The following is a 22,066-nucleotide window of genomic DNA, read 5'->3' on the forward strand; positions in this document are numbered from 1 at the left end:
TGTGCCAGGAGCCTAGTTCAGCTTCTCCAGCTCAGCCATCGTGCGCTCGTTAATCTCCTCAACGGATCCCTCAGCGGCAATCTTGATGATCTTCTCCGAGTAGTAATCCAGCAAAGGAGCGGTCTCATTGGTGTACACATGCATGCGGTTGCGGATGACCTCTTCAGTGTCGTCTGCGCGACCACGGGCCAGCATGCGCTCGACGACGACATCCTCAGAAACGTCGAACTGTACGACCGCATCCAGCTCAGTGCCGAGGTTGGACAGCAGACGCTTCAGCTCTTCTGCCTGACCAACAGTGCGTGGGAAGCCATCCAACAGGAACCCCTTGGCAGCGTCGTCCTCATTCAGACGGGACTCGACCATACGCACAGTCACGTCGTCCGGAACAAGGTTGCCGGCGTCGATGTAGGACTTCGCCTCAATGCCGAGCGGAGTGCCTTCACCGATGTTTGCGCGAAACAGGTCACCGGTGGAGATGTGCGGGACACCGAGCTTCTCCGAGAGGATAGCTGCCTGAGTGCCCTTGCCTGCACCGGGAGGACCTACAAGTACGAGTCGCATTACTTCAAGAACCCTTCGTAGTTACGTTGCATCATTTGGCTTTCAACCTGCTTGACCGTCGTCAGCGCAACACTGACCAGAATCAGCAGGGCTGTACCTCCAAACATACCGCCTGTACCGGAGTTCGCGTCGCCAAGCCCCATATCAAGAGCGACATTTGGCAGAACAGCAATCAGCGCCAGGTACAGCGAGCCGACAGTCAGCAGGCGAATCAGGACGTAGGACAGGTATTCAGCAGTCGGACGTCCCGGGCGGAAGCCCGGAATGAATCCACCGTATTTCTTCATGTTCTCCGCCTGCTCGTGCGGGTCGTACTGCACGGAGGTGTAGAAGAAGGAGAAGAAGATGATCATCAGGAAGAACAGCAGAATGTACTGCCAACTGGACGGCGCCAGCAGGTACTGAATGACATTGCGCTGCCACCAGTTGTCCATGTTCGGATTCGACTGACCGGACTGAACAATCTGGGTAATCAGAACCGGCACGTAAATCAGAGAGGACGCGAAGATGACAGGGATAACACCGGCCTGGTTCACCTTCAGCGGCAGGTAGGTGGAAGATCCGCCGTACTGGCGACGACCAACCATGCGCTTTGCGTACTGCACCGGAATACGGCGCTGTCCCTGCTCAATGAAAATAACGCCGATGATGAGAATCAGCACGGCAACAATCACGGTGGCGAACACGACACCGGTGGTGGAGCGCAGAATGTTCGCTCCCTGCGCCGGCATACCAGCGGCGATACCGGAGAAAATCAGCAGCGACATACCGTTGCCGACGCCTCGGTCAGTGATGAGCTCACCCATCCACATGACCAGCACGGCACCGGAGGTCATCACAACGACCATCACCACGAGGTCAAAGACACCCGCATCCTTAACCAGCAGCGACTGCGAGCCACCCAGCAGGGCACCTCGGTCTGCCATGGCCACAATGCCTGCAGACTGCAGCAACGCCAACGCCACTGTGAGGTAGCGGGTGTACTGGGTCATCTTTGTCTGACCCGACTGCCCTTCCTTCTTCAACTGCTCGAAGTGTGGAATCACCACCGTGAGCAGCTGGACGATAATCGAGGCCGTAATGTACGGCATAATGCCGATGCCGAAAATCGCCATCTGCAGCAGAGCGCCACCTGAGAACAGGTTAATCAGCGAGTAAACGCTGGACTGATCTTTCGAAATCTGCTCGAGCTGCGCGTTGACCAACTGGTAGTCGATACCAGGGGTTGGAATCTGCGAGCCGATTCGGTACAGAATGATCATCGTCAGAGTGAAGAAGATCTTCTTACGCAAATCGGGATCGCGCAACGCCGCAATGAGACCGGAAGCCACGTGCATCCTCCCGAGGTCAAGAAATCCGCTTCTCCCACGCTTTTCCCGAAAGACTTACCCGCTTATCCGCCAGTAGTCTCCCGTTTTAGTTAAGCAACGCGGATGACGTATTCCTCAAACCTTTAATTGACAGTATTTGACGTAGTGAGTCTACCAGCGTTTCTCCACATCGTCGCAATACACCTCCATATCACCGTTAGTACAGCGCCCCGCCAATCACCTCTTTTCGCTTGACGACGATCCCAGCGCCCCCTCCCCTCTGAGCCCACGCCCCCTCACTGTGCCTCACCCAATTTTCCCAGACAAAACTTGAACAGTGTTAAAGTTTTGCTCTGTGAGTACCTACAGCATCCGCATGCGATCCAGCGCCGATGGCTGCCATATCTCTGGCGCTGAGCGTCTTGCACCGGCCGTCGAACTACCTCAGCTGGCTTCTGCAATGACTAGCCGTGCACTTCACCACGACAAGGGTCGAGCCGACACAATTCACATCACTGTGGACAAGGTTGAAGAGTCGACTATCGGCACCGTGTCCGCGTTGACTCCCTTTCTAGAGTCGAACCCCAGCCCTGAGGACGCACGCAATCTCATTGCTCAACGCCTACACGCTGCAGGCATACAAGCAGCCGACATCGCCGTCGAAATGGCCTATTCACTCACAGGTCTCCGCGGTGCCGCTCTCATCGATGCCTCCTCCGGTGAACGGCTCGACCCAAATCCTGCCCGTGGTGTACGGGTTTCCACTTTTGATGCCATCTCGCACCCCAGTAAGGACTGCACCAAGGATCATTTTCACGAGGCGCTCATCCTCGCATCTAAGGTTCACAGCGCCCCGGGTATCGTCGCAGAAATCTGCCTCTCCGATGACCCCTTTTACACGCGGGGATATCTGGCGCTGGACGGAATCTTTCACCGTATCCCCAATATCAAGGACCACGGCAGCACTCTTGGTACTCGCATCTTCATCGTTGAACCCGGCACCGATATCCCCGAGCTAATCGATTACCTGGAGAACGCGCCGGTCTACGTCGAGCTCCCAGCTGACGCCAGTTCCTCGCCGGACGTGACCGCCCCCAACAGCGACCTCTCAGCAATCGCCGCCCAAAGGAACTCGGCCTGGGCCGCTGAAGGGCTTGCCCGCACACTGCGCACTTTCGAAACCGGACAACTGCCACACAGCCGAATTGACGGAACCGACTATCTACTGTTTTCTTCTTCGGACTACCTCGGCCTGTCCACGCACCCTGAACTCATCTCAGCTGCCACCGAGGCAATTGGACATTTCGGCACCGGGTCCGGCGGCTCTCGCCTGACCACCGGCACTAGCATCCACAGCGCACTTGAGAATGAACTGGCGCAGTTCTTCGGTTTCGACGATGCCGTTCTCTTTGCGACTGGCTACCAGGCGAACCACTCAACCATCGCTGCCATCGCCACCGCCGACGTGGAAATCTTCTCCGACGCCGCCAACCATGCTTCCATCATCGACGGGTGCCGCAATGCCCGAGCTAACGTCACGGTCTTTCCACATGCTGACTACCAGGCACTCGACCGTCTCCTCGCAGCATCGAGCGCCCGCCACAAGCTTGTCATCTCCGACTCCGTGTTCTCTATGTCAGGCGAGGTCATCGACGGCCCCGCACTCGAGCGCACCTGTCGCCGTCACAACGCATGGTTGATGCTTGACGACGCCCACGGCGTCGGCGTTATCGGAGAGCAAGGCCGTGGCACCGCAGCGCACCTGGGCATTCACCCGGACATTGTGGTCGGCACCGCGAGCAAGGCTCTCGGTGTCGAAGGAGGATACGTTCTCTGCTCCGCACCAGTTGGCGACCTGCTACGCAATCAAGCCCGTAGCTTCGTGTACTCAACGTCGATGAACCCCGGTTCCGTCGCAGCTATCCGCGCCGCGTTGAAGCAGTTGGAGGCTGGGGACGTCGTCAAGCGATTGCAGCGTAATATTGCGCGCGTCCGCTCCCTGGTTGACGCACAGTCAGACCCCGCATCTGCAATCATCCCACTGCCCGTTGGCGACGAGGCCGAAGCGATGGACGCCTCAGCACGGTTGGCGGAGCTAGGCGTGTACATACCTGCGATTCGCTACCCGACGGTTCCCCGTGGTGAGGCAATGTTGCGATTGACCATTACCGCGCTCCATACGGACGCTGACATCGACCGACTGGAGCAGGCTCTGCGCCACACCGGCCTGCTGTAAGCGGGCGGTTTGCGCTGCCCTCCCCTCCCCTTTCCTCCCCCTCAATACAAAAAGAGCTCTTAACCACTTGGGTTAAGAGCTCTTTTGTTAAAGCTTAAATGCTTTAGGCCTCAGTGACAGAGCCGCCTGCAGCCTCGATCTTGGACTTTGCGGAGCCCGAGAACTTGGTTGCGGTGACGTTGACGGAGACGTTGATGTCGCCGTCGCCGAGGACCTTCACCGGCTGGTTAGCGCGGACAGCGCCCTTTGCAACCAGGTCGGCGATGGTGACGTCGCCACCGTTCGGGAACAGACGCTCCAGATCCGAAACGTTGACCACCTGGAAGGTGACCTTCGCCGGGTTCTTGAAGCCCTTCAACTTCGGCAGACGCATGTGAAGTGGCATCTGGCCACCCTCGAATGCTGCCGAAACCTGCTTGCGGGCCTTGGTGCCCTTGGTGCCGCGACCAGCGGTCTTACCCTTGGAAGCCTCACCACGGCCGACGCGAGTCTTCTTCTTCTTAGCACCCGGAGCCGGGGCCAAGTCGTGGAGCTTAATTGGTTCGCTCATGGTTTACCTACTCCCCCGCTACTTCTTCAACCTCGACCAGGTGACGCACAACGTTCACGAGACCGCGCACAGCCGGAGTATCCGGGCGAACGGCGGAATCGTTGATGCGCTTCAGGCCGAGGGTGCGCAGCGAATCCTTCTGGTTCTGCTTGGTACCAGCGGTACCACGGACCTGGGTAATCTTCAGTGCCATGGAAATCACGCTCCCTGACCTGCGCGTGCGCGCAGCATACGTGCTGGGGTGACCTCTTCGAGGGACTTGCCACGACGTGCGGCGACCTCTTCAGGGCGAACCAGCTGCTTGAGGGCATCAACGGTTGCGTGAACAACGTTGATGGAGTTGTTGGTACCCAGCGACTTGGACAGAACATCCTGAACACCGGCGCACTCGAGAACCGGGCGGACAGCGCCGCCGGCAATCAGACCGGTACCCGGAGCAGCCGGGCGCAGCAGGACGATGCCAGCAGCGGTCTCACCCTGAACCGGGTGGGTAATGGTGCCAGCAATCATCGGGACGCGGAAGAAGTTCTTACGAGCCTCTTCAGCACCCTTCTGGATAGCTGCCGGTACTTCCTTGGCCTTGCCGTAGCCGACGCCGACCATGCCCTCGCCGTCACCGACGATGACCAGAGCGGTGAAGCTGAAGCGACGACCACCCTTGACGACTTTGGAAACTCGGTTGATAGTTACTACGCGCTCGATGTACTGCGAACGCTCGTCCTGCTGGCGACGGTCGTTACCGCGGCCACCACGACGGTTGTTGTTCTTGTTGTCAGCGGAGTTACGTCCGCCTTCGCGCTTATCGCGTTCCGACATCACGCATTCCTTCCGTTGGACTTGTAAGTGCGCATTAGAACTTCAGACCACCTTCACGGGCAGCCTCGGCCAGAGCAGCAACGCGGCCGTGGTACTGGTAGCCACCGCGGTCGAAAACGACCTTCTCGATGCCAGCATCCTTAGCGCGAGCAGCAATCAACTCGCCGACCTTGGCGCTCTTGGCCTTCTTGTCGCCCTCGAAGCCACGGAGATCTGCGTCCAGAGTGGAAGCAGCTGCCAGGGTACGACCGATAGAATCGTCGATAACCTGAGCGGTGATGTGGCGGGAAGAGCGGTGCACGACGAGGCGCGGTGCCTCGGAGGTGCCGCGGACGTTCTTGCGCAAGCGTGCGTGACGGCGGGCGCGGGCGACACGACGACGAGTCGAGATGTCCTTGCCTACCGGGAGGCGCTTTTCGTTGGTGTTGCTCATTACTTACCCGTCTTTCCGATCTTGCGACGGATCTGCTCGCCATCGTAACGAATGCCCTTGCCCTTGTAAGGATCATCCTTACGCAGACGACGGATGTTAGCTGCGAGCTGTCCGACCTGCTGCTTATCAATACCTGTGATCGACAGCTTGGTGGTGCCGTCGACATCGAAGGTGATACCTTCCGGTGCTTCGATCAGGACTGGGTGCGAGTAGCCCAGGGAGAACTCGAGGTCCTTGCCCTTCTTGGCGACACGGTAACCGACACCGAAGATTTCCATCTTGATGGTGTAGCCCTCGGTCACACCGACAACCATATTGTTAATCAGCGAACGGGACAGACCGTGCAGGGAGCGGCTCTTGCGGTGGTCATCCGGGCGGTTGACCACAATCTCATTGTCCTTCAGCTCAACGGTAATTGGAGCCGGGATAGAGACAGACAGCTCGCCCTTCGGGCCCTTGACGGAAACGTCCTGGCCGTTGACCTGTGCAGTAACATTTGCCGGGACAACGACAGGGTTCTTACCAATACGAGACATTGTGTAGTTCCCCCTTTACCAGACGTAAGCGAGGACTTCCCCGCCAACCTTCTTCTCGTAAGCCTGACGGTCAGTCAGCAGGCCCTGAGACGTGGAGATGATAGCCACGCCCAGGCCACCGAGGACCTTCGGCAGGTTAGTGGACTTTGCGTAAACACGCAGACCCGGCTTGGAGACGCGACGCACGCCAGCGATTGAACGCTCGCGGGACGGGCCGTACTTCAGGTTCAGGGTCAGGGTCTTGCCGACCTTGGCATCCTCGACTGCGTAGTCCGCAATGTAACCCTCAGACTTGAGGATCTCGGCGATGTTAGCCTTCAGCTTGGACGACGGCATCGAGACAGAGTCGTGGTACGCGTTGTTAGCGTTGCGCACGCGCGACAGCATGTCGGCGATTGGGTCAGTCATGGTCATGGTTAGTGACCGCTTCCTTTCTCGCTGCGGTTCCTTCCCACCTCGTGGCTAACTCCAATGACCGCACAAACAGCAACTGTCACACGGCAAAAGCTTAAGATGGAGCGACTACCAATATCGTGATTCCGGCGATTTAAGGGCTACTGTTCGCCAACTCGGTTCAATAGCCGAGTCAGCTCGCCACCCAGGTGACGCCAGAGACGATGCGAGGCGAGGGGCCTACAGCAAAGTTCTTACATTTTTACTGCCGCACCTCTTGCAGAGGGCAGACCTGGTGATACTAACAAATACCGACCGAAATGCAAAAACGCCGCAGACGGACATTAGTCCGCTCGCGGCGTGAGGCCCCACCAATTATCAGTGGAACTCAATTCCTAGCCGACATGGTGCCGGCTGGAGAAAATTAGTAGAGCTGGTCGGCGATGATGTTACCCATAGCCTTTTCGCCAGCCACCGTCGGGTGATTGGTCATCGGGCCCATCACCGGATCTGCGAAACCGGCGACGAAGCGCTCATCCGGGTTCGGGTTGCAGGTACCGTGGCCGAGGGTTGCCTCGTAGACGTCAATGAAGCCGGCACCTACGTGCTGAGATGCGGAGCGAATGCTGTCACGGAATGCACCCTGAACCTCGCTGGCACCCGGTGCCGGGATCGGGAAGGTCTGGTTCGGGGTGTTCACCAGGCACAGCTGGTCATCAGTGGCGTACTCAGGGTACGAAGCCAGGACGACCTGAGCGCCCGGAGCAACCTGGTGGACGCGGTCAGTGAACTGACGCAGCGTCTGCTTAAACAGCGACGGAGCCTTGGGGTCCGGCTTTGCGACAAGCTCGCCTGCCACGTCAACCCACTGGACCCAGTCCATGCCGCCGTACATCAGGACAACCTTCTCAGTGCCCTCTCCGATGTCGCCGTACTGGATGGAAGCTTCCAGGTATGCGAGGAGCTGACCCGGGAAGCCGCCAAGACCGTTACAGGACCAGTCACCCAGGGACTTGTTCAGCTTCGTAGCTGCGATCTTCGGCCAGTTTTCCATGTCGGTAGCGCAGTTAGCGACCAGTGCGTTCTGTCCCGGCGCCAGGCCACGCGGGCCGCCCTTACCGGCATTAGCGGTGAAGGAGTCACCGAAGGTAACGATTTGCTTGACGCCCTTCGGGCCGGTGTCGCCGATACCCGGAATCGGAATGTTCGGCATTTCCGGCAGTGCCGGCTGTGCGTTGGCAGCACCTGCACCCAAGCTCAGACCCAGAGCCGCAACAGTTGCAATAGCAGCCGAGCGGACGGCCACGGAGAAGTTCTTCATGTAGTTAATCCCTTTGCGTTTTAACTTAAGAACCGCTCTGTGTAGAACCACTGGCTCAATCACACAGAAGCTGAAGTCACTTAAGTCTTGCCCAAATTGATAACGACCACAATGCATTTTGGCGGCCGTCACTATGACGAATGGCAGTTTACAACGAAATCATCACAAACGCCTAACTTTCAACTGAGAAACCTTGTGGCTTTACTAATTTCCAACCCCCAAAAAGGGTCAACTTTCCCACCAGCAACACTGGTAACTTTTACGCAGGCCCCGCACAGCGACCTCACTCCCCCACGAACATAAGCAGTTAACAGAGCAGCAAAAAGCCCCGGAGGCCAAGCGGCATCCGGGGCTTCAGGCAAAAGCTACCGAAGAGGCAAAACTACTTCTTGAACGGGAAGCCCAGCTCGCGCAGCAGCGCGCGGCCTTCCTCGTTGTTGGTAGCGGTGGTCACGACGGTGATGTCCATACCGCGCGGGCGGTCGATCTTGTCAACGTCGATCTCGTAGAACATGGTCTGCTCAGACAGGCCGAAGGTGTAGTTACCGTGACCATCGAACTGCTGATCAGACAGACCGCGGAAGTCGCGGATTCGCGGCAGAGCCACGGTCAGCAGACGATCCAGGAACTCCCACATACGGTCGCCACGCAGGGTGACGCGAGCGCCGATGGCATCGCCTTCACGGAGCTTGAAGTTAGCGATCGACTTGCGAGCACGACGGGTCTCCGGCTTCTGACCGGTAATCAGAGTCAGGTCGTTGATAGCACCGTTGATCTGCTTCTTGTCCTGAGCAGCAGCGCCGACGCCCATGTTGACGACGACCTTGGTGACGCCCGGAATCTGCATGACGTTCTCGTAGGAGAACTCTTCCTGCATCTTGCCGCGAATCTCATCGCGGTAACGGGCCTTCAGACGAGGGGTGTAATTTTCGCTCATGCTTAGATGTCCTTCCCGGTACGGCGGGAGATGCGAACCTTCTTGCCGTCCTCATCGAAGCGGTAACCGACGCGAGTCGGGGTACCATCTTCGTCGACCAGCATGACGTTCGACACGTGAATCGGAGCTTCCTGAGTGACAATGCCACCCGAGGAAGCGCCGCGCTCCGCAGCGGAGTTTGCAACGTGCTTCTTGATACGGTTAACGCCCTCGACCAGGACCTTGTCGCGCTTCGGGTAGGCCTCGATGACCTTGCCCTGAGCACCCTTGTCCGGACCGGAGATAACCAGCACGGTATCGCCCTTACGGATCTTCACTTAAATCACCTCCGGTGCGAGCGAGACAATCTTCATGAACTTCTTGTCACGCAGCTCACGCGCGACCGGGCCGAAAATACGGGTGCCCTTTGGCTCGCCGTCGGCCTTGATGATGACAGCTGCATTCTCGTCGAACGAAATGTAGGAGCCGTCCGGACGACGGGTCTCCTTCTTCGCACGGACGATGACTGCCTTAACAATTTCGCCTGCCTTGACGTTGCCGCCCGGAGTAGCTTCCTTGACAGTTGCGACAATGGTGTCGCCAATGCCAGCGAAGCGTCGGGTCGAGCCACCGAGAACGCGGATGCACAGAATTTCACGTGCACCAGTGTTGTCGGCAACGCGCAGACGGGATTCCTGCTGAATCACTGCGTTTCTCCTGACCTGGTTGCATTGTGCGTCAGATTTCCGTCCTAAACGCACGCGGTCTTTATGTCTTGCGTTTACGCTTTACGACGGAAGCACCTGCTAGAGGTAGCTTTCCTATCGCTTTGACCTCGTGCTTACTACGGTTCTAGACCGTTGAGAGCAGCACGCAGTCGCTTCGCGCAACCTGTGTATTATGGCACGTTCGTGCGGGACAACAAAATCCCTTAGTTTCATGCCCCCAACATGGTTTATGCCTTGTGCGGCAACCCTATACTAAGACAGTGACAAATCAACATTCCGGGAGCGCTCAGACACAGCCAGCACAGACGCTGCCGGTATCGCTACTTGCCGGCTTGGCCTTATTATCCGCCGCCGCCCCGTTCGGCGCAGATACATATCTGGCATCCTTCGTGGAGATTGCACGCGAGTTCTCCACGACCGAGTCGATGGTTCAGCTCACGCTGACAACCTTCATGATTGGCATGGCTGCTGGACAGCTCGTCATTGGCGCCCTTTCCGATAGTTTGGGCCGCAAGAAGCTGCTTCTCATTGCGACTTTGGTGTTCTTGGGCTCGTCAATCCTCTGTGCAGTAGCACCGAATATTGGCACGCTTATTGCAATGCGCCTGTTCCAGGGGTTAGCTGGTGGCTCCACAGTTGTTCTGGCTCGTTCTGTAGTACCAGACCTCTTGACGGGCAAGGCATCAGCGAGAGCTTTCTCCACGCTGATGGGCATTTCCTCCATCGCCCCGGCAATCGCTCCCCTTGTGGGCGGTTTTCTAGGCCCCACATTCGGCTGGCGCAGCGTGTTCTGGTTTCTCGCAGCCATCAACGTCGCGATGGTCGCGATTGTGATCCTGATGGTTCCGGAAACCCTGCCGCCTGAGCGACGCTCCACAGGCGCTCTGCGCAATCTCCTGCCCAATATTGGCAGGCTGCTGCGGCGGCCAGTATTTGTCGGCTACTTGTTGGCTTTCGCTGGTGGCTTCTCGGTGATGCTTTCCTATATCGCTGCGTCACCCTTTATCTTCCAGGAGCTGCTGGGGCTAACCCCTACTCAGTTTTCTCTCGTGTTCGCATCCAATGCAGCGATGTTGACATTTGTGTCAGTCCTCAACGGAAAGATGATCAACCGGCTTCATCCCCGCAAAGGCATTTTAGTTGCCCTTACGGTCATGCTCGTGACGTCGATAGGCCTGATTATTAATGCCCTCGTCGGGATTACCTTCTTCACTACTTGGCTGTTGCTGTTCATTACGGTACCGATGATGCCGCTAATCTTCGCCAATGCCACGGCACTCGGAATTGAGGAGGTTCGAGATATCGGAATTGGCTCAGGTTCCGGTCTCATGGGCTTCACACAGTTCCTCGCGGCCGCCACGGTTTCCCCGTTGGTGGGGCTTGGTTCCAATCTGCCCCTCTCGATGGCTATTTCGATGTTGACCTGTGCATTGATTGCGCTGACCGCGGTGTTGACATTGACGCGCGCCGGCCTCCACAAACGCTCACACCGACTGACATAAGAGCCCTGCTCAAGAAACTCGGCACTCTAAGACTCCGGCGAAGCTCAAAAACTAGTCAACATAGCTGGTCTTCGTCTGGTTCAACCAGGCGTAGACCGCGCCGATTCCCAGGCCACCACCTACGAAGTTGCCCAGCCACACGGCCACCCAGTTAACAGTTATGTGCAGACCATCGAAGCCTACAGGATGCGGATCAGCGAAAAAGGCCAAGGAAAACAACGAGAAGTTCGCAATCACGTGCTCGAGTCCGAGCCCGACGAACACTGCAATGATCGGCAGAATCACAGCGAACTTCGAAATGATTTCTTTGGCTTGTAGCGCACCTAAGACAGCCATGTTGACCACGAAATTCGCACCCATGGCCTCTACGAAAGCGCCGAAGAACGGCTTGGCCAGCTTCCCCTCAGTCAAGGTGGAAATCAGATGTGTGTCATCAATCCCACCGAGCTTGGCGCTCTGGCTGAGCACCAGCGCCACAATCGCCGCACCGATGAAGTTGTAGAACGTAGCGACGGCCACCATTCGAAAGGCAACTCCCCACGCCATGCGTCCGCGTGCGGCGGACCAGGACACAAACATCATGCTGCCGGTCGCAAGCTCTGCACCGAGCACCACAATGGCGAACAGTCCAACCCCGAATAGGCACGCAAAAACCAGTCCCCCAGTCCCCGGCGCGACGCCCTCTGCTACTTGCCCGGCCACCGCAGCAAATGCCGTCCCGAGCGTCAGGTACATACCCGCCAGGACCGCTCGCACGGCAAATCGTCCGTAGTCCTGCGTCAACAGTTCCTGTTTCTTGTCGCCAGCCGTATCCAGCGTTTCGTATAGCATCACCGCCGAAGCCTTTCCCTGCGTGCCGTTAATTGCAGTTATTCGCATAAAAGAATAACGACAGGCTGACGCGGAATCGCAACCGCTTTACGACGGTCACAGCGCCCTACCCCTCCTTAGGCGCTGCAACCAGGAACTGCGATTCACCGTCGAAGAGAGGCAGATTTACTTCTTCTCTGCGGTAACAGCAGGTTTCGCAGCAGTTTCTGACTTCGGCTCGTCCTTCATGGTTGAGGCAATGGCCGAGGCACCCATGCCGATGTAAAACGGCCAGCGCAAACGTAGGTTCACACCGAAGATGGCTGGCTCGGTAATTCCGAATAGTGCCGACATACCGGAGGCGCCTGCCAAACCCTTGAGCTTCTCGCTCTTGGCCAGGAAGTACACCGCCAGTGCGGCACCACCTTGAGCGATATTGGCCATCGATGCCGTCGCGAAAATGAACGAGCCTCCCTGATCCCACAGCATGTACTCGATTGGAGGGAAGGACTGGTGCAGACCAGTGATGACAATTGGCGAGTAGACCAAGCCGAACAAGAAGCCACCCACAGGTCCCGCGAATTCGTACAGATTTGCAAGACCAATACCCAGCCATTCACCTGCAGTGCGCAGTACTGGACCAATGGCGGCAAAGGTGATGAAACCAGTGATGAGCAACGTCAACAGTGGTGTCAGCATGAAGTCGACAGTGCCCTTGAGACGCTTATGGAAGAACTTCTCAATCGTTGCGAGAATCCATGAGATAACCAGAATCGGCAAGATGAATCCCACCCTCTGGGCCGGAGGGAGCAAGCGCACGGACCCGATTCTGCGACGGAATGCGGCGCCCGTCTACCTTCAGGTTGCCGGTATAGAAGAGCCACACATCATCGCCATCGACGACTGCGCCGCCCGAATAACAACCATGCTTGTCATAGGGCATGTCCGGATACAGCGCATCGGGGTGATGACGCCACCGCTCGGCTGTCGTGAGCGACGCGGACGCATGCCCCCACCCAGTTCTCTTCGGCGCATGTGGAAAGCATGGATCATGCTGGTAGAACACATGCAGTGTCTCGCCGTCCACGAAAAGGCCATTCGGGTCATTCAGTCGGCCCTGTGGCGGTGACAGATGGTAATTCGACCGATAGGTCATACCCCCCCCCGATATTATTGAAGTCATGGCTATTTGTGTTTGCGGCGAAGGTCTGGTTGACCTCGTTCCGGTATCTCCTGGCAGCCTCAATAACCACGTGCCGGCGCTAGGCGGAGGCCCCTACAACGTCGCGGTTACGGCCTCTCGCCTCGGTGCGGATGTTATTTTCCAGTCCCGCCTGTCCACGGATGGTTTCGGAAATGAGCTGGTCAAGCACTTGGAAAACGAAGGGGTCGACACCTCTTACGTTCAGCGTGGCCCAGAGCCGACCATTCTGGCGGTAACCACCATCCACGACGATCGCTCTGCAACGTACACCTTTTACACCGACGGCACGGCCACCCCGTTGGTGGAGCCGAAGCACATCGATGCGAATATCGCATGCTTCGGCACCCTGTCACTGGCGCTAGAACCAGGTGCCAGCCGGTACGCGGAATTGCTCAAACAGTTCGCGGCCAATGGCACCCTGGTCGCTTTGGATCCAAATATTCGCCCCATTTACGCAACGGATGCACACCGCGAATTCCTCATGAGCTTGCTCCCCTACGTCAATTTGTTGAAGCTCTCGGACGAGGAAGTCGAGTTCCTTGGCGAAGAGGCGCTGACTAAAGTTCCGGCCGCCGTCATCACCCGAGGTGGCGATGGGCTCACTTTGCTTGCCGACGGAAACCGCATCGATGTCCCAGCCGTCAACGCGAATGTCGTTGACACCATCGGTGCTGGGGACACAATTATGGGCGCACTTTTGGCGCAAATTGAGGAACGAGGTCTGACGGCAGCTGACCTGACTTCCGTATCACCAGATCAGTGGCGCGAGATTCTGCACTATGCGGCCGCCGCGGCTGCCATCACTGTGTCCCGCAAGGGAGCGCAGCCGCCGACGAAAACCGAAGTCGAAGAACTCCTGGCTAAAGATTCCTAGTCCGCGCTGCTTAGCCCGCTCTATTTAGCTCGCTCAAGCACTGCAACCAGGAACTGAGACTCTTTGTCAAAGGGACGAAGATCCCACGTGGAATAACGCTGAATCACGGTGAGCCCAGCCTCCTGCGCAGTGGTTTCAAAATCGGCAAAGTCCCAACCACGGCCAGCGCCGAAGCCGATAATGGCACGACCGCTCTCCGGATTCAGCACCTCCGCGAAGCCCTGCAGTACCTTCGCGCGGTCTTCTGCCGCTACGAAAGTCAGCACATTGCCGGGGCAAATGATGACGTCGAAGGCGGATGCCGTGTCATCGTGGGGTGTGTTCTCCAGCCCGTCGTCAAGCACATGCGGCAATTGCGCCAAGTCCCCTACCAACCACGTCGCATCCGGGAACTGTCGCTTTGCCTCGTCGATGAGATAGGGGTCGACATCGACACCGACGACTCGATGACTAGCCTTCGCCAGGTAACCGCCGACGCGCCCCTGCCCACAGCCGGCATCCAGGATTCGAGCGTGGCGTGGCGCCATTGCATCCACCAACCGCGCCTCGCCGTCAATATCGCGGCCCTCGCGCACGAATCCCCGCCAGCGGTTGGCGTAGCGGCGGGAATGCTGCGGATCGGCGGCGATAATTTCTTTCCAAGTGCGGTGATTGTGGGTGCCATTGCTCATGGCCACCATTATGGCGCAGTTGGTCTCTTTTCTATACCGCCGACGTCCCCTGCGCGACGGGACTAGATTCCCAATACTGACTTAGCGATCAGGAAGTAGATGATCAGACCGGAGGCATCGACGAGAGTTGTAATGAACGGGTTAGCGAAGACGGCTGGGTCAATGCCGAACTTCTTACCAATCAGCGGCATGATGCCACCGACAGTTGCCGCGAGAGTACAAATACCCAGCAGCGTCAGGCCAATCACTAGGCCAATGTCCCAGCCGTAAACCAAGCCAGCCAATAGCAGGCCGAGAGTACCAAGCAATAAACCGAGGAAGGCACCGACTCTCACCTCGCGGAGAATGACTTTGAATATATCGCGGGGTTGGACATCCCCCAGCGCCAACGCACGCGTAATCGTGGTTGCTGCCTGGTTACCGGTATTGCCACCTGTACCGATCAGCAGCGGCACGAATACCGAGAGAACCACCATCTGAGAAAGAGTCTCTTCGAAAGTTTCCAGGACTTGCACGGTCAATGTCGCACCGATAGCAAGCACGAGCAGCCACACCACACGAGAGCGAACAATCTCGAAAATGGGCGTCGCGAGATAGGGCAAGCGCAGAGGCTCAGAACCGGAAATACGAGCTTGGTCCTCGGAGTCTGCCTCTTCCAGAATCCGGAGGGCGTCGTCCACCGTGAGCAGACCGATAACACGCCGCTCGCTGTCGACAATCGGCAGAGCTAGGCGCTTACGATCAGCGCACATGCGGGCTACCTTCTCTTCGAGTTCGGTAGCTTCTGCGTAATCAGCCTTCCGCAAGATAGCCGCAACATGGATATCACTGCTGGCGCGCATCAGTTCACGAAGGCTAACCACGCCCACCAGCCGACGGTTCCGGTTCGACACCGGCAGCGTGTAGATGGATTCGGCATCATCCAGATGCTTGTAGACGGTCTCCAGAGCCTCCCCCACCGTCATATCGTCGTGAAGCGACACCAGCTCCGGGCTCATCCGACGCCCAATGGAACCGTCGGGGTAGCCGAGGACGATGTTGGTTAGCTCTCGCTCATCATCCGGCAGATCGGCAAGCAGTTTTGCAGCGACAGACGCAGGAAGCTCGTCGAGCAGCTCTGCTCGATCGTCCGGTTCCATCTCCGCGAAAACTGCGGTGACTTCAGGATCACGGAGGCTGTCAATCAGGTGCGCCTGCAGAGCCGAGTTCAGCTCATCGAAGGTTTCAACCGCCGTGTCTTTCGGCAGTGTGCGGTAGAACAGCGCACGTTCCCCATGGCTGAGGCGGCGCATCTTTCGAGCGGCAGCCTTGGGTTCAATATCAGTTAAGAGCCGCGACAGCGTAGCCACGTCATGTGAGCGAAGCGCGGACTCAAGATCTCGATCATCAATCCTGGTCACGTCAGTAGTCACCGGACTTCTCCCCTCACAAAGCACAAATCCTGGCCAATGCTATCAGAGATAAAAACCCATCAAACCTGGACTGAGCGGACTAGAAATACAAAGGAACATGGCTTTCTAAAAAAACAAAACCCCGCCACAGAAAACACTTTCGTGTTTCCCGCGGCGGGGTTCTCGTCGTAAAGCCCAAGCTGATTGCTCAGCTGACGGGTCTTACTTAGCCTTCTCGATGATCTCGATCAGGCGGTAGTGCTTGTCCTTGGAGAGCGGACGGCACTCTTCGATGCGGACGCGGTCGCCCACGCCAGCCTCTTCGTTTTCGTCGTGCGCCTTGACCTTAGAGTTCGTGCGCATGATCTTGCCGTACAGGGCGTGCTGCTTGCGGTCCTCGAGCTCGACGACGATGGTCTTCTGCATCTTGTCGGACACGACGTAACCGGTGCGCACCTTGCGTGCGCCAGCCTCGGTGGTGTTCATGTTTTCCTCACTCATGCTGCATCACCATCGGTTGGTGCAGCAGACAGGCCGAGCTCGCGCTCACGCATAACGGTGTAAATGCGAGCAATATCCTTGCGGACAGTGCGGAGACGGCGGTTGTTGGTCAACTGACCGGTAGCGCTCTGGAAACGGAGGTTGAACAGCTCCTCCTTAGACTCCTTGAGCTTGGCAACCAGGTCATCGTTATCCAGCGAGCGAAGCTCGTGGGCGGGAATGCCGTTCGACATCAGTACTGATCCTCCTTCCGAACGATTCGGGTCTTAATCGGCAGCTTAGCGCCTGCGCGCTTCAGTGCCTCGACAGCAGTTGCCTCGTCCGGGTAGGACATCTCGAACATGATGCGACCCGGCTTGACGTTTGCAACCCACTTCTCGACCGGGCCCTTACCGGAACCCATACGAACACCCAGTGGCTTCTGGGTCAGCGGACGGTCCGGGAAAATCTGGATCCAGACCTTACCACCACGCTTGACGTGGCGGTTAATAGCAATACGCGCTGCCTCAATCTGACGGTTGGTGATGTAGGCCGGCTCGAGAGCCTGGAGACCGTAGTCACCGAAAGTCACCTTGTTGCCGCCCTTGGACATACCAGAACGGGTCGGGCGGTGCTGGCGACGGAACTTAACGCGCTTCGGGATGAGCATGAATTAGCCCTCCTTCTTCTCAGATGCACGCTGACGACGCTTGCCACCACGACGCGGACGGTCGTTGCCGCGACGCTGGCGGTCGTTGCCGGCGTTGATCTCGGACTCGCGACGGCCACCGATTACGTCACCCTTGTAGATCCACACCTTGACGCCAATGCGGCCGAAGGTGGTGTGAGCCTCGTGGGTGCCGTAGTCGATTTCCGCACGCAGGGTGTGCAGCGGAACGCGACCCTCGTGGTAGCGCTCGGTGCGGCCCATCTCGGCACCGCCGAGACGACCGGAGCAGACAACCTTGATGCCCTTGACGTGCGGCTGACGCATTGCAGACTGGATAGCCTTGCGCATTGCACGACGGAAAGCGACACGGTTGGCGAGCTGCTCAGCGATGGACTGAGCAACCAGCTTCGCATCCGCGTCAATGTTCTTGACCTCGAGGATGTTCAGCTGAACCTGCTTGCCGGTGAGCTTCTCGAGCTGGCCGCGGATGCGGTCAGCCTCGGAGCCACGACGACCGATAACAATGCCCGGGCGTGCGGTGTGGATGTCCACACGCACGCGGTCACGGGTGCGCTCGATAACGACATCGGAGATGCCGGCGCGCTCAAGACCGGTGGACAGCAGATCGCGGATCTTGATGTCCTCGGCCAGGTAGTCAGCGTACTGCTTGTCGGCGTACCAGCGGGACTTCCAGTCGCTGGAAATACCGAGGCGAAGACCGTGTGGATGGATCTTCTGTCCCACTATCGGTCACCTTCCTTCTGGCTCTCGACGACCACGGTGATGTGGCTGGTGCGCTTGCGGACGTGGAAAGCACGGCCCTGCGCACGCGGGCGGAAGCGCTTCATGGTCGGTCCCTCGTTGGCGTAAGCTTCGGAGATGACCAGAGTACGACGGTCCAGGCCGAAGTTGTTCTCAGCGTTTGCAGCTGCAGACGCAACAACCTTGGCGACCGGATCAGCAGCACCCTGCGGAGCGTACTCCAGGATGTTCAATGCCTCGTCGACGGACTTACCGCGAACGGTGTCCAGGACGCGACGTGCCTTCATCGGAGTAACGCGGACGAAGCGCGCAGTTGCGCGTGCAGAAGTAATGTCGTTGCTCATGGCTTATCGACGTCCCTTCTTGTCATCCTTGACGTGACCCTTGAAGGTCTTGGTCGGGGCGAATTCGCCCAGCTTGTGGCCGACCATAGAGTCATCCACGAACACCGGCACGTGCTTGCGACCGTCGTGAACGGCGAAGGTGTGGCCGATGAAATCGGGGAGAATCGTGGAGCGGCGAGACCAGGTCTTAATGACCTGCTTGGTGCCCTTCTCGTTCTGTGCATCGACCTTCGCGAGGAGGTGCTCATCGACGAACGGGCCCTTCTTAAGGCTGCGTGGCATTCTCAGTTCCCTCCTTAGCGCTTCTTATTCTTGTTGGTACGACGGCGACGAACGATCAGCTGGTCGCTCGGACGGTTCGGCTTACGGGTGCGGCCTTCCTTCTGGCCCCACGGGGAAACCGGGTGGCGACCACCGGAGGTCTTACCCTCACCACCACCGTGCGGGTGGTCGACCGGGTTCATGACAACACCGCGGACAGTCGGGCGCCAGCCCTTCCAGCGCATACGGCCGGCCTTGCCCCAACGGATATTGATCTGATCCTGGTTTCCGACCTCACCGACGGTTGCACGGCAACGTGCGTCGACGCGACGGATCTCAGAGGACGGCATACGCAGAACTGCGTACTTGCCTTCCTTACCGAGAAGCTGAATAGAAGCACCAGCAGAACGTGCCAGCTGTGCACCAGCGCCCGGCTTGAGCTCCACGCAGTGAATAGTGGAACCGGTCGGGATGTTGCGCAGCGGCAGGTTGTTACCAACCTTGATGTCGGCATTAGCGCCGGACTCAACGATGGCACCCTGCTTCAGGTTCTTCGGAGCGATGATGTAGCGCTTCTCACCGTCTGCATAGTGCAGCAGTGCGATGTTGGCGGTACGGTTCGGGTCGTACTCGATGTGAGCGACCTTTGCCGGAATGCCGTCCTTGTCATTACGACGGAAGTCGATGACACGGTACTGGCGCTTGTGTCCGCCACCCTTGTGGCGAGTGGTGATGTGACCGTGAACGTTACGGCCACCGGTCTTCGACAGCGGGCGCAGCAGAGACTTCTCAGGAGTCGAGCGAGTAATCTCGCTGAACTCGGAGACGGAGCTCTGGCGGCGACCCGGCGTAGTCGGCTTGTACTTACGAATAGCCATACTTTTGCTCTTCCTTAACTTCCTCGTCGGCTAGCGGCTAAGCTGCCGAACCGCCGAAGATGTCGATGGGATCGCTGCCGGCCGCGAGAGTCACGTAGGCGCGCTTGGTGTTCTTGCGCTTGCCGTAGCCGGTGCGGGAACGCTTGCGCTTGCCCTCACGGTTGAGGGTGTTGACGGAAGCGACCTTGGCACCGAAAATCTCCTGGACCGCGATCTTGATCTGGGTCTTGTTAGCGTCGGTGTGGACCAGGAACGTGTAAACGCCCTGCTCCATGAGTCCGTAGGACTTCTCAGACACTACCGGTGCAACAATGATGTCGCGGGGATCTGCGATGGTAGCCATTACTTCTCCTCCTTACCGGCGGTGCGAGTGATGAAGTCATTGAGTGCCTGAACGGCGAAGATAACGTCATCGGCCTTCAGAACATCGTAGGTGTTCAGCTGATCCTCAGACAGAATGTGGACACCTGGCAGGTTACGAACCGACTTCCACGAGTTGACGTCCTCGCGCGGCAGAACGACGAGCACGTTGCGGCGCTCAGTCAGACGCTCGACGAAAGTACGAGCTGCCTTGGTGGACGGGGTCTGGCCTGGGACCAGTTCCTCGACAACGTGGATGCGGTCGTGGCGAGCACGGTCAGAGAGTGCGCCGCGCAGAGCAGCTGCAATCATCTTCTTCGGGGTGCGCTGGCTGTAGTCGCGCGGCACCGGGCCGTGGACAATGCCACCGCCGGTCCAGTGCGGAGCACGGATCGAACCCTGACGAGCACGACCGGTACCCTTCTGGCGCCACGGCTTGCGGCCACCGCCGCGAACCTCACCGCGGGTCTTGACCTTGTGGGTGCCCTGGCGAGCTGCTGCACGCTGTGCGACAACAACCTGGTGCATCAGGGCGATGGACACCTCCGCGTCGAACACGGAAGCAGGAAGCTCAACCGAACCGTTCACGCCGCCTTCAGCGGTGTGTACGTCTAGCTTGAGGTTGGTCATGCGTGAGCACCACCCTTCGTGGCAGTCTTAACAACCAGCAGGCCGCCGCGTGCACCCGGAACTGCGCCCTTGATGAGCAGCAGGTTCGCGTCAGCGTCAACCTTCTGGATCTTCAGGTTCTGGGTCGTGACCCGGTCGTTACCCATGCGGCCTGCCATGCGCTTGCCCTTGAAGACGCGTCCTGGCGTGGCGCAAGCGCCAATGCCACCAACACGACGGTGAGCAGCCTGGTTACCGTGAGCAGCACCCTGGCCAGCAAAGCCGTGGCGCTTCATACCACCGGCGAAGCCGTGGCCCTTAGAGGTACCAGTGACGTCGACGTACTCAATTTCGCCGAAGATGTCGACACCAACGGACTGGCCGACCTCGTAAGAGGAAGCGTCCGGGGTGCGAATCTCAACGCTGTGGCGACGCGGGGTCACACCGGCCTTCTTGAAGTGGCCGGCCTCCGGCTTGTTGACCTTTCGCGGGTCAATTTCGCCGTATGCAATCTGGACGGCGTCGTAGCCGTCGGTTTCCTTAGTGCGCACCTGAGTCACTACGCACGGCCCAGCCTCAACGACGGTAACCGGAACAACGCGGTTCTCCTCGTCGAAGATCTGAGTCATACCGAGCTTCGTGCCCAGGATGCCCTTGATCTCGTTTTCACTCATTTATCTTGTCTCCGCTACCAAAAGTCCAGGATCACTGAATGTTCACATCGACACTTGCCGGAAGGTCAATGCGCATAAGTGCATCGACGGTCTTCGGCGTTGGATCGAGAATGTCGATCAGACGCTTGTGAGTGCGCATCTCGAAGTGCTCGCGCGAGTCCTTGTACTTGTGCGGCGAACGGATAACGCAGTAAACGTTCTTTTCGGTTGGCAACGGCACCGGGCCAACGACGCGTGCACCCGTACGGGTAACGGTCTCCACGATCTTTCGCGCAGAAGCGTCGATAGCCTCGTGGTCGTAGGCCTTGAGCCTGATGCGGATCTTCTGTCCGGCCACGCTTGTCCTCTCCTCGGTCGGCGCGCCCCAATTAAAGGGGCGTCGACCCTGTCAATGTTTCTCGACGCCGTCAGCAACTATGGCCAGCGCCAGAAATTAAAACTGGGTTGTGCATTACTTCAAAGCGATTTCGTCTTCGATCGTCATGGCAAATTAACTTATGGCCATGACCCGAGCGGACGAATAACGCCTTGCACTCAAATCCCAGTGGAAAACAAGTCCCCCTCGTGGGGCTCTTCATTTGCCTACTGCCGCTGTTAATTTGCCATGCCACCTCCGACCCCCGCGGTCGGGCGTGTCGCCCGTTTTTCTCCGTGAGGCACGATCGGGAAGAAACTTCCCTACGTGGTCATGCTCGCCTTACCATAGGCGCTATGTCCAATTTCGTACTGGTTCCCAGCTGGGCCTGATACAACAATTGGCGCGAACGCCTTTG

29 protein-coding genes and 3 pseudogenes are annotated in these 22,066 nt (G+C 58.2%); 4 read left to right on the plus strand and 28 right to left on the minus strand.

The features are described from left to right. Window positions 1-12: 12 nt before the first annotated feature. Both QP982_RS03410 and secY read right to left on the minus strand, forming a co-directional pair. Window positions 13-564: an adenylate kinase gene (locus tag QP982_RS03410; RefSeq protein WP_005509947.1), complete on the minus strand. Its 552-nt coding sequence runs from the start codon at window positions 562-564 to the stop codon at window positions 13-15. After that, on the minus strand, window positions 564-1,895 hold the full coding sequence (gene secY, locus QP982_RS03415; protein ID WP_088611995.1) for a preprotein translocase subunit SecY: 1,332 nt from the start codon (window positions 1,893-1,895) through the stop codon (window positions 564-566). Before secY ends, QP982_RS03410 begins: the two co-directional genes overlap by 1 nt. Before the next feature lie 355 nt (window positions 1,896-2,250). On the opposite strand from secY, the pseudogene QP982_RS10685 reads away from it, so the two are divergent. Continuing rightward, window positions 2,251-2,910 (plus strand): annotated as a pseudogene (locus tag QP982_RS10685) (6-carboxyhexanoate--CoA ligase); the annotation flags it as partial. A 48-nt stretch (window positions 2,911-2,958) separates the two neighbouring features. Beyond that, complete coding sequence (locus QP982_RS10690) at window positions 2,959-4,110, plus strand: aminotransferase class I/II-fold pyridoxal phosphate-dependent enzyme (protein WP_370449630.1); 1,152 nt, start codon at window positions 2,959-2,961, stop codon at window positions 4,108-4,110. 103 nt (window positions 4,111-4,213) lie between these two features. Here the strand turns inward: QP982_RS10690 and rplO are convergent, their stop codons facing one another. The 10 genes from rplO to rplN all read right to left on the minus strand — a co-directional run bounded on the left by rplO (window position 4,214) and on the right by rplN (window position 9,782). Next, complete coding sequence (gene rplO, locus QP982_RS03425) at window positions 4,214-4,660, minus strand: 50S ribosomal protein L15 (protein WP_016422071.1); 447 nt, start codon at window positions 4,658-4,660, stop codon at window positions 4,214-4,216. A 7-nt stretch (window positions 4,661-4,667) separates the two neighbouring features. Next, a complete protein-coding gene (rpmD, locus tag QP982_RS03430; RefSeq protein ID WP_005509843.1) occupies window positions 4,668-4,853 on the minus strand; it encodes a 50S ribosomal protein L30 in 186 nt (61 codons plus the stop codon). Window positions 4,854-4,858: 5 nt separating this feature from the next. Then, window positions 4,859-5,476, minus strand: a complete 618-nt coding sequence (gene rpsE, locus QP982_RS03435) for a 30S ribosomal protein S5 (protein ID WP_005510059.1) — start codon at window positions 5,474-5,476, stop codon at window positions 4,859-4,861. Between the two features lie 34 nt (window positions 5,477-5,510). Then, on the minus strand, window positions 5,511-5,909 hold the full coding sequence (gene rplR / locus QP982_RS03440; protein ID WP_005510009.1) for a 50S ribosomal protein L18: 399 nt from the start codon (window positions 5,907-5,909) through the stop codon (window positions 5,511-5,513). Further along, complete coding sequence (rplF, locus tag QP982_RS03445) at window positions 5,909-6,445, minus strand: 50S ribosomal protein L6 (RefSeq protein WP_005509895.1); 537 nt, start codon at window positions 6,443-6,445, stop codon at window positions 5,909-5,911. Before rplF ends, rplR begins: the two co-directional genes overlap by 1 nt. A 15-nt stretch (window positions 6,446-6,460) precedes the next feature. Beyond that, window positions 6,461-6,859, minus strand: coding sequence for a 30S ribosomal protein S8 (gene rpsH / locus QP982_RS03450; RefSeq protein WP_005509822.1), 399 nt, complete (start codon window positions 6,857-6,859; stop codon window positions 6,461-6,463). Window positions 6,860-7,262: 403 nt separating this feature from the next. After that, a complete protein-coding gene (locus tag QP982_RS03455) occupies window positions 7,263-8,159 on the minus strand; it encodes a GDSL-type esterase/lipase family protein (RefSeq protein WP_284870223.1) in 897 nt (298 codons plus the stop codon). A 382-nt stretch (window positions 8,160-8,541) separates the two neighbouring features. After that, window positions 8,542-9,096, minus strand: a complete 555-nt coding sequence (gene rplE, locus QP982_RS03460; protein WP_005509901.1) for a 50S ribosomal protein L5 — start codon at window positions 9,094-9,096, stop codon at window positions 8,542-8,544. A gap of 2 nt (window positions 9,097-9,098) precedes the next feature. Next, complete coding sequence (rplX, locus tag QP982_RS03465; RefSeq protein WP_005509963.1) at window positions 9,099-9,413, minus strand: 50S ribosomal protein L24; 315 nt, start codon at window positions 9,411-9,413, stop codon at window positions 9,099-9,101. Next, window positions 9,414-9,782 (minus strand): 50S ribosomal protein L14, encoded by a 369-nt coding sequence (rplN, locus tag QP982_RS03470; protein ID WP_016422069.1) that lies wholly within the window; start codon window positions 9,780-9,782, stop codon window positions 9,414-9,416. Between the two features lie 281 nt (window positions 9,783-10,063). Here rplN and QP982_RS03475 point away from each other — a divergent pair, with 281 nt between their 5' ends. Then, window positions 10,064-11,305: a multidrug effflux MFS transporter gene (locus tag QP982_RS03475; RefSeq protein ID WP_284870224.1), complete on the plus strand. Its 1,242-nt coding sequence runs from the start codon at window positions 10,064-10,066 to the stop codon at window positions 11,303-11,305. Window positions 11,306-11,356: 51 nt separating this feature from the next. On the opposite strand, the gene QP982_RS03480 is transcribed toward QP982_RS03475, so the two are convergent. The 3 genes and pseudogenes from QP982_RS03480 to QP982_RS03490 all read right to left on the minus strand — a co-directional run. Then, window positions 11,357-12,139 carry a formate/nitrite transporter family protein gene (locus tag QP982_RS03480; RefSeq protein ID WP_502870629.1) on the minus strand — a complete coding sequence of 261 codons (783 nt, stop codon included), beginning with the start codon at window positions 12,137-12,139 and terminating at the stop codon, window positions 11,357-11,359. A 222-nt stretch (window positions 12,140-12,361) separates the two neighbouring features. Beyond that, window positions 12,362-12,904, minus strand: a pseudogene (locus tag QP982_RS03485) (PTS transporter subunit EIIC); the annotation flags it as partial. Then, a pseudogene (locus tag QP982_RS03490) lies at window positions 12,888-13,271 on the minus strand (glycoside hydrolase family 32 protein); the annotation flags it as partial. The pseudogenes QP982_RS03490 and QP982_RS03485, both read right to left, overlap by 17 nt. Window positions 13,272-13,296: 25 nt before the next feature. Here QP982_RS03490 and QP982_RS03495 point away from each other — a divergent pair. Next, on the plus strand, window positions 13,297-14,193 hold the full coding sequence (locus tag QP982_RS03495; protein WP_070604479.1) for a carbohydrate kinase family protein: 897 nt from the start codon (window positions 13,297-13,299) through the stop codon (window positions 14,191-14,193). A gap of 20 nt (window positions 14,194-14,213) precedes the next feature. On the opposite strand, the gene QP982_RS03500 is transcribed toward QP982_RS03495, so the two are convergent. The 13 genes from QP982_RS03500 to rpsJ all read right to left on the minus strand — a co-directional run bounded on the left by QP982_RS03500 (window position 14,214) and on the right by rpsJ (window position 21,630). Continuing rightward, window positions 14,214-14,873, minus strand: a complete 660-nt coding sequence (locus QP982_RS03500; RefSeq protein ID WP_083296841.1) for a class I SAM-dependent methyltransferase — start codon at window positions 14,871-14,873, stop codon at window positions 14,214-14,216. A gap of 53 nt (window positions 14,874-14,926) precedes the next feature. Further along, the gene (gene mgtE / locus QP982_RS03505) at window positions 14,927-16,276 is read right to left on the minus strand and encodes a magnesium transporter (protein WP_016422061.1); all 1,350 of its coding nucleotides are present in this window, start codon (window positions 16,274-16,276) and stop codon (window positions 14,927-14,929) included. 201 nt (window positions 16,277-16,477) lie between these two features. After that, window positions 16,478-16,756, minus strand: a complete 279-nt coding sequence (gene rpsQ, locus QP982_RS03510) for a 30S ribosomal protein S17 (protein ID WP_042388398.1) — start codon at window positions 16,754-16,756, stop codon at window positions 16,478-16,480. After that, entirely contained in the window at window positions 16,753-16,989 is a 237-nt protein-coding gene (gene rpmC / locus QP982_RS03515; protein WP_005509851.1) for a 50S ribosomal protein L29, read from the minus strand. Before rpmC ends, rpsQ begins: the two co-directional genes overlap by 4 nt. Continuing rightward, complete coding sequence (gene rplP, locus QP982_RS03520) at window positions 16,989-17,405, minus strand: 50S ribosomal protein L16 (RefSeq protein WP_016422059.1); 417 nt, start codon at window positions 17,403-17,405, stop codon at window positions 16,989-16,991. Before rplP ends, rpmC begins: the two co-directional genes overlap by 1 nt. Window positions 17,406-17,408: 3 nt before the next feature. After that, window positions 17,409-18,149 carry a 30S ribosomal protein S3 gene (gene rpsC / locus QP982_RS03525; RefSeq protein ID WP_016422058.1) on the minus strand — a complete coding sequence of 247 codons (741 nt, stop codon included), beginning with the start codon at window positions 18,147-18,149 and terminating at the stop codon, window positions 17,409-17,411. Then, complete coding sequence (rplV, locus tag QP982_RS03530; RefSeq protein WP_005509775.1) at window positions 18,149-18,511, minus strand: 50S ribosomal protein L22; 363 nt, start codon at window positions 18,509-18,511, stop codon at window positions 18,149-18,151. The genes rpsC and rplV overlap by 1 nt, the downstream gene beginning before the upstream one ends. 3 nt (window positions 18,512-18,514) lie before the next feature. Continuing rightward, window positions 18,515-18,793 (minus strand): 30S ribosomal protein S19, encoded by a 279-nt coding sequence (gene rpsS, locus QP982_RS03535; RefSeq protein ID WP_005509882.1) that lies wholly within the window; start codon window positions 18,791-18,793, stop codon window positions 18,515-18,517. A gap of 14 nt (window positions 18,794-18,807) precedes the next feature. Then, entirely contained in the window at window positions 18,808-19,650 is an 843-nt protein-coding gene (gene rplB / locus QP982_RS03540; protein WP_016422056.1) for a 50S ribosomal protein L2, read from the minus strand. A 37-nt stretch (window positions 19,651-19,687) separates the two neighbouring features. After that, entirely contained in the window at window positions 19,688-19,993 is a 306-nt protein-coding gene (rplW, locus tag QP982_RS03545; protein ID WP_005509869.1) for a 50S ribosomal protein L23, read from the minus strand. Continuing rightward, window positions 19,993-20,640 carry a 50S ribosomal protein L4 gene (gene rplD, locus QP982_RS03550; RefSeq protein WP_049190610.1) on the minus strand — a complete coding sequence of 216 codons (648 nt, stop codon included), beginning with the start codon at window positions 20,638-20,640 and terminating at the stop codon, window positions 19,993-19,995. The genes rplW and rplD overlap by 1 nt, the downstream gene beginning before the upstream one ends. Then, complete coding sequence (rplC, locus tag QP982_RS03555) at window positions 20,637-21,293, minus strand: 50S ribosomal protein L3 (protein ID WP_005509762.1); 657 nt, start codon at window positions 21,291-21,293, stop codon at window positions 20,637-20,639. The genes rplD and rplC overlap by 4 nt, the downstream gene beginning before the upstream one ends. A gap of 31 nt (window positions 21,294-21,324) precedes the next feature. Next, a complete protein-coding gene (rpsJ, locus tag QP982_RS03560) occupies window positions 21,325-21,630 on the minus strand; it encodes a 30S ribosomal protein S10 (protein ID WP_003938093.1) in 306 nt (101 codons plus the stop codon). Window positions 21,631-22,066 lie beyond the last annotated feature (436 nt).

The organism is Corynebacterium sp. MSK019 (genome assembly GCF_030232425.1).
Classification (GTDB): Bacteria; Actinomycetota; Actinomycetes; order Mycobacteriales; family Mycobacteriaceae; genus Corynebacterium; species Corynebacterium jeikeium_D.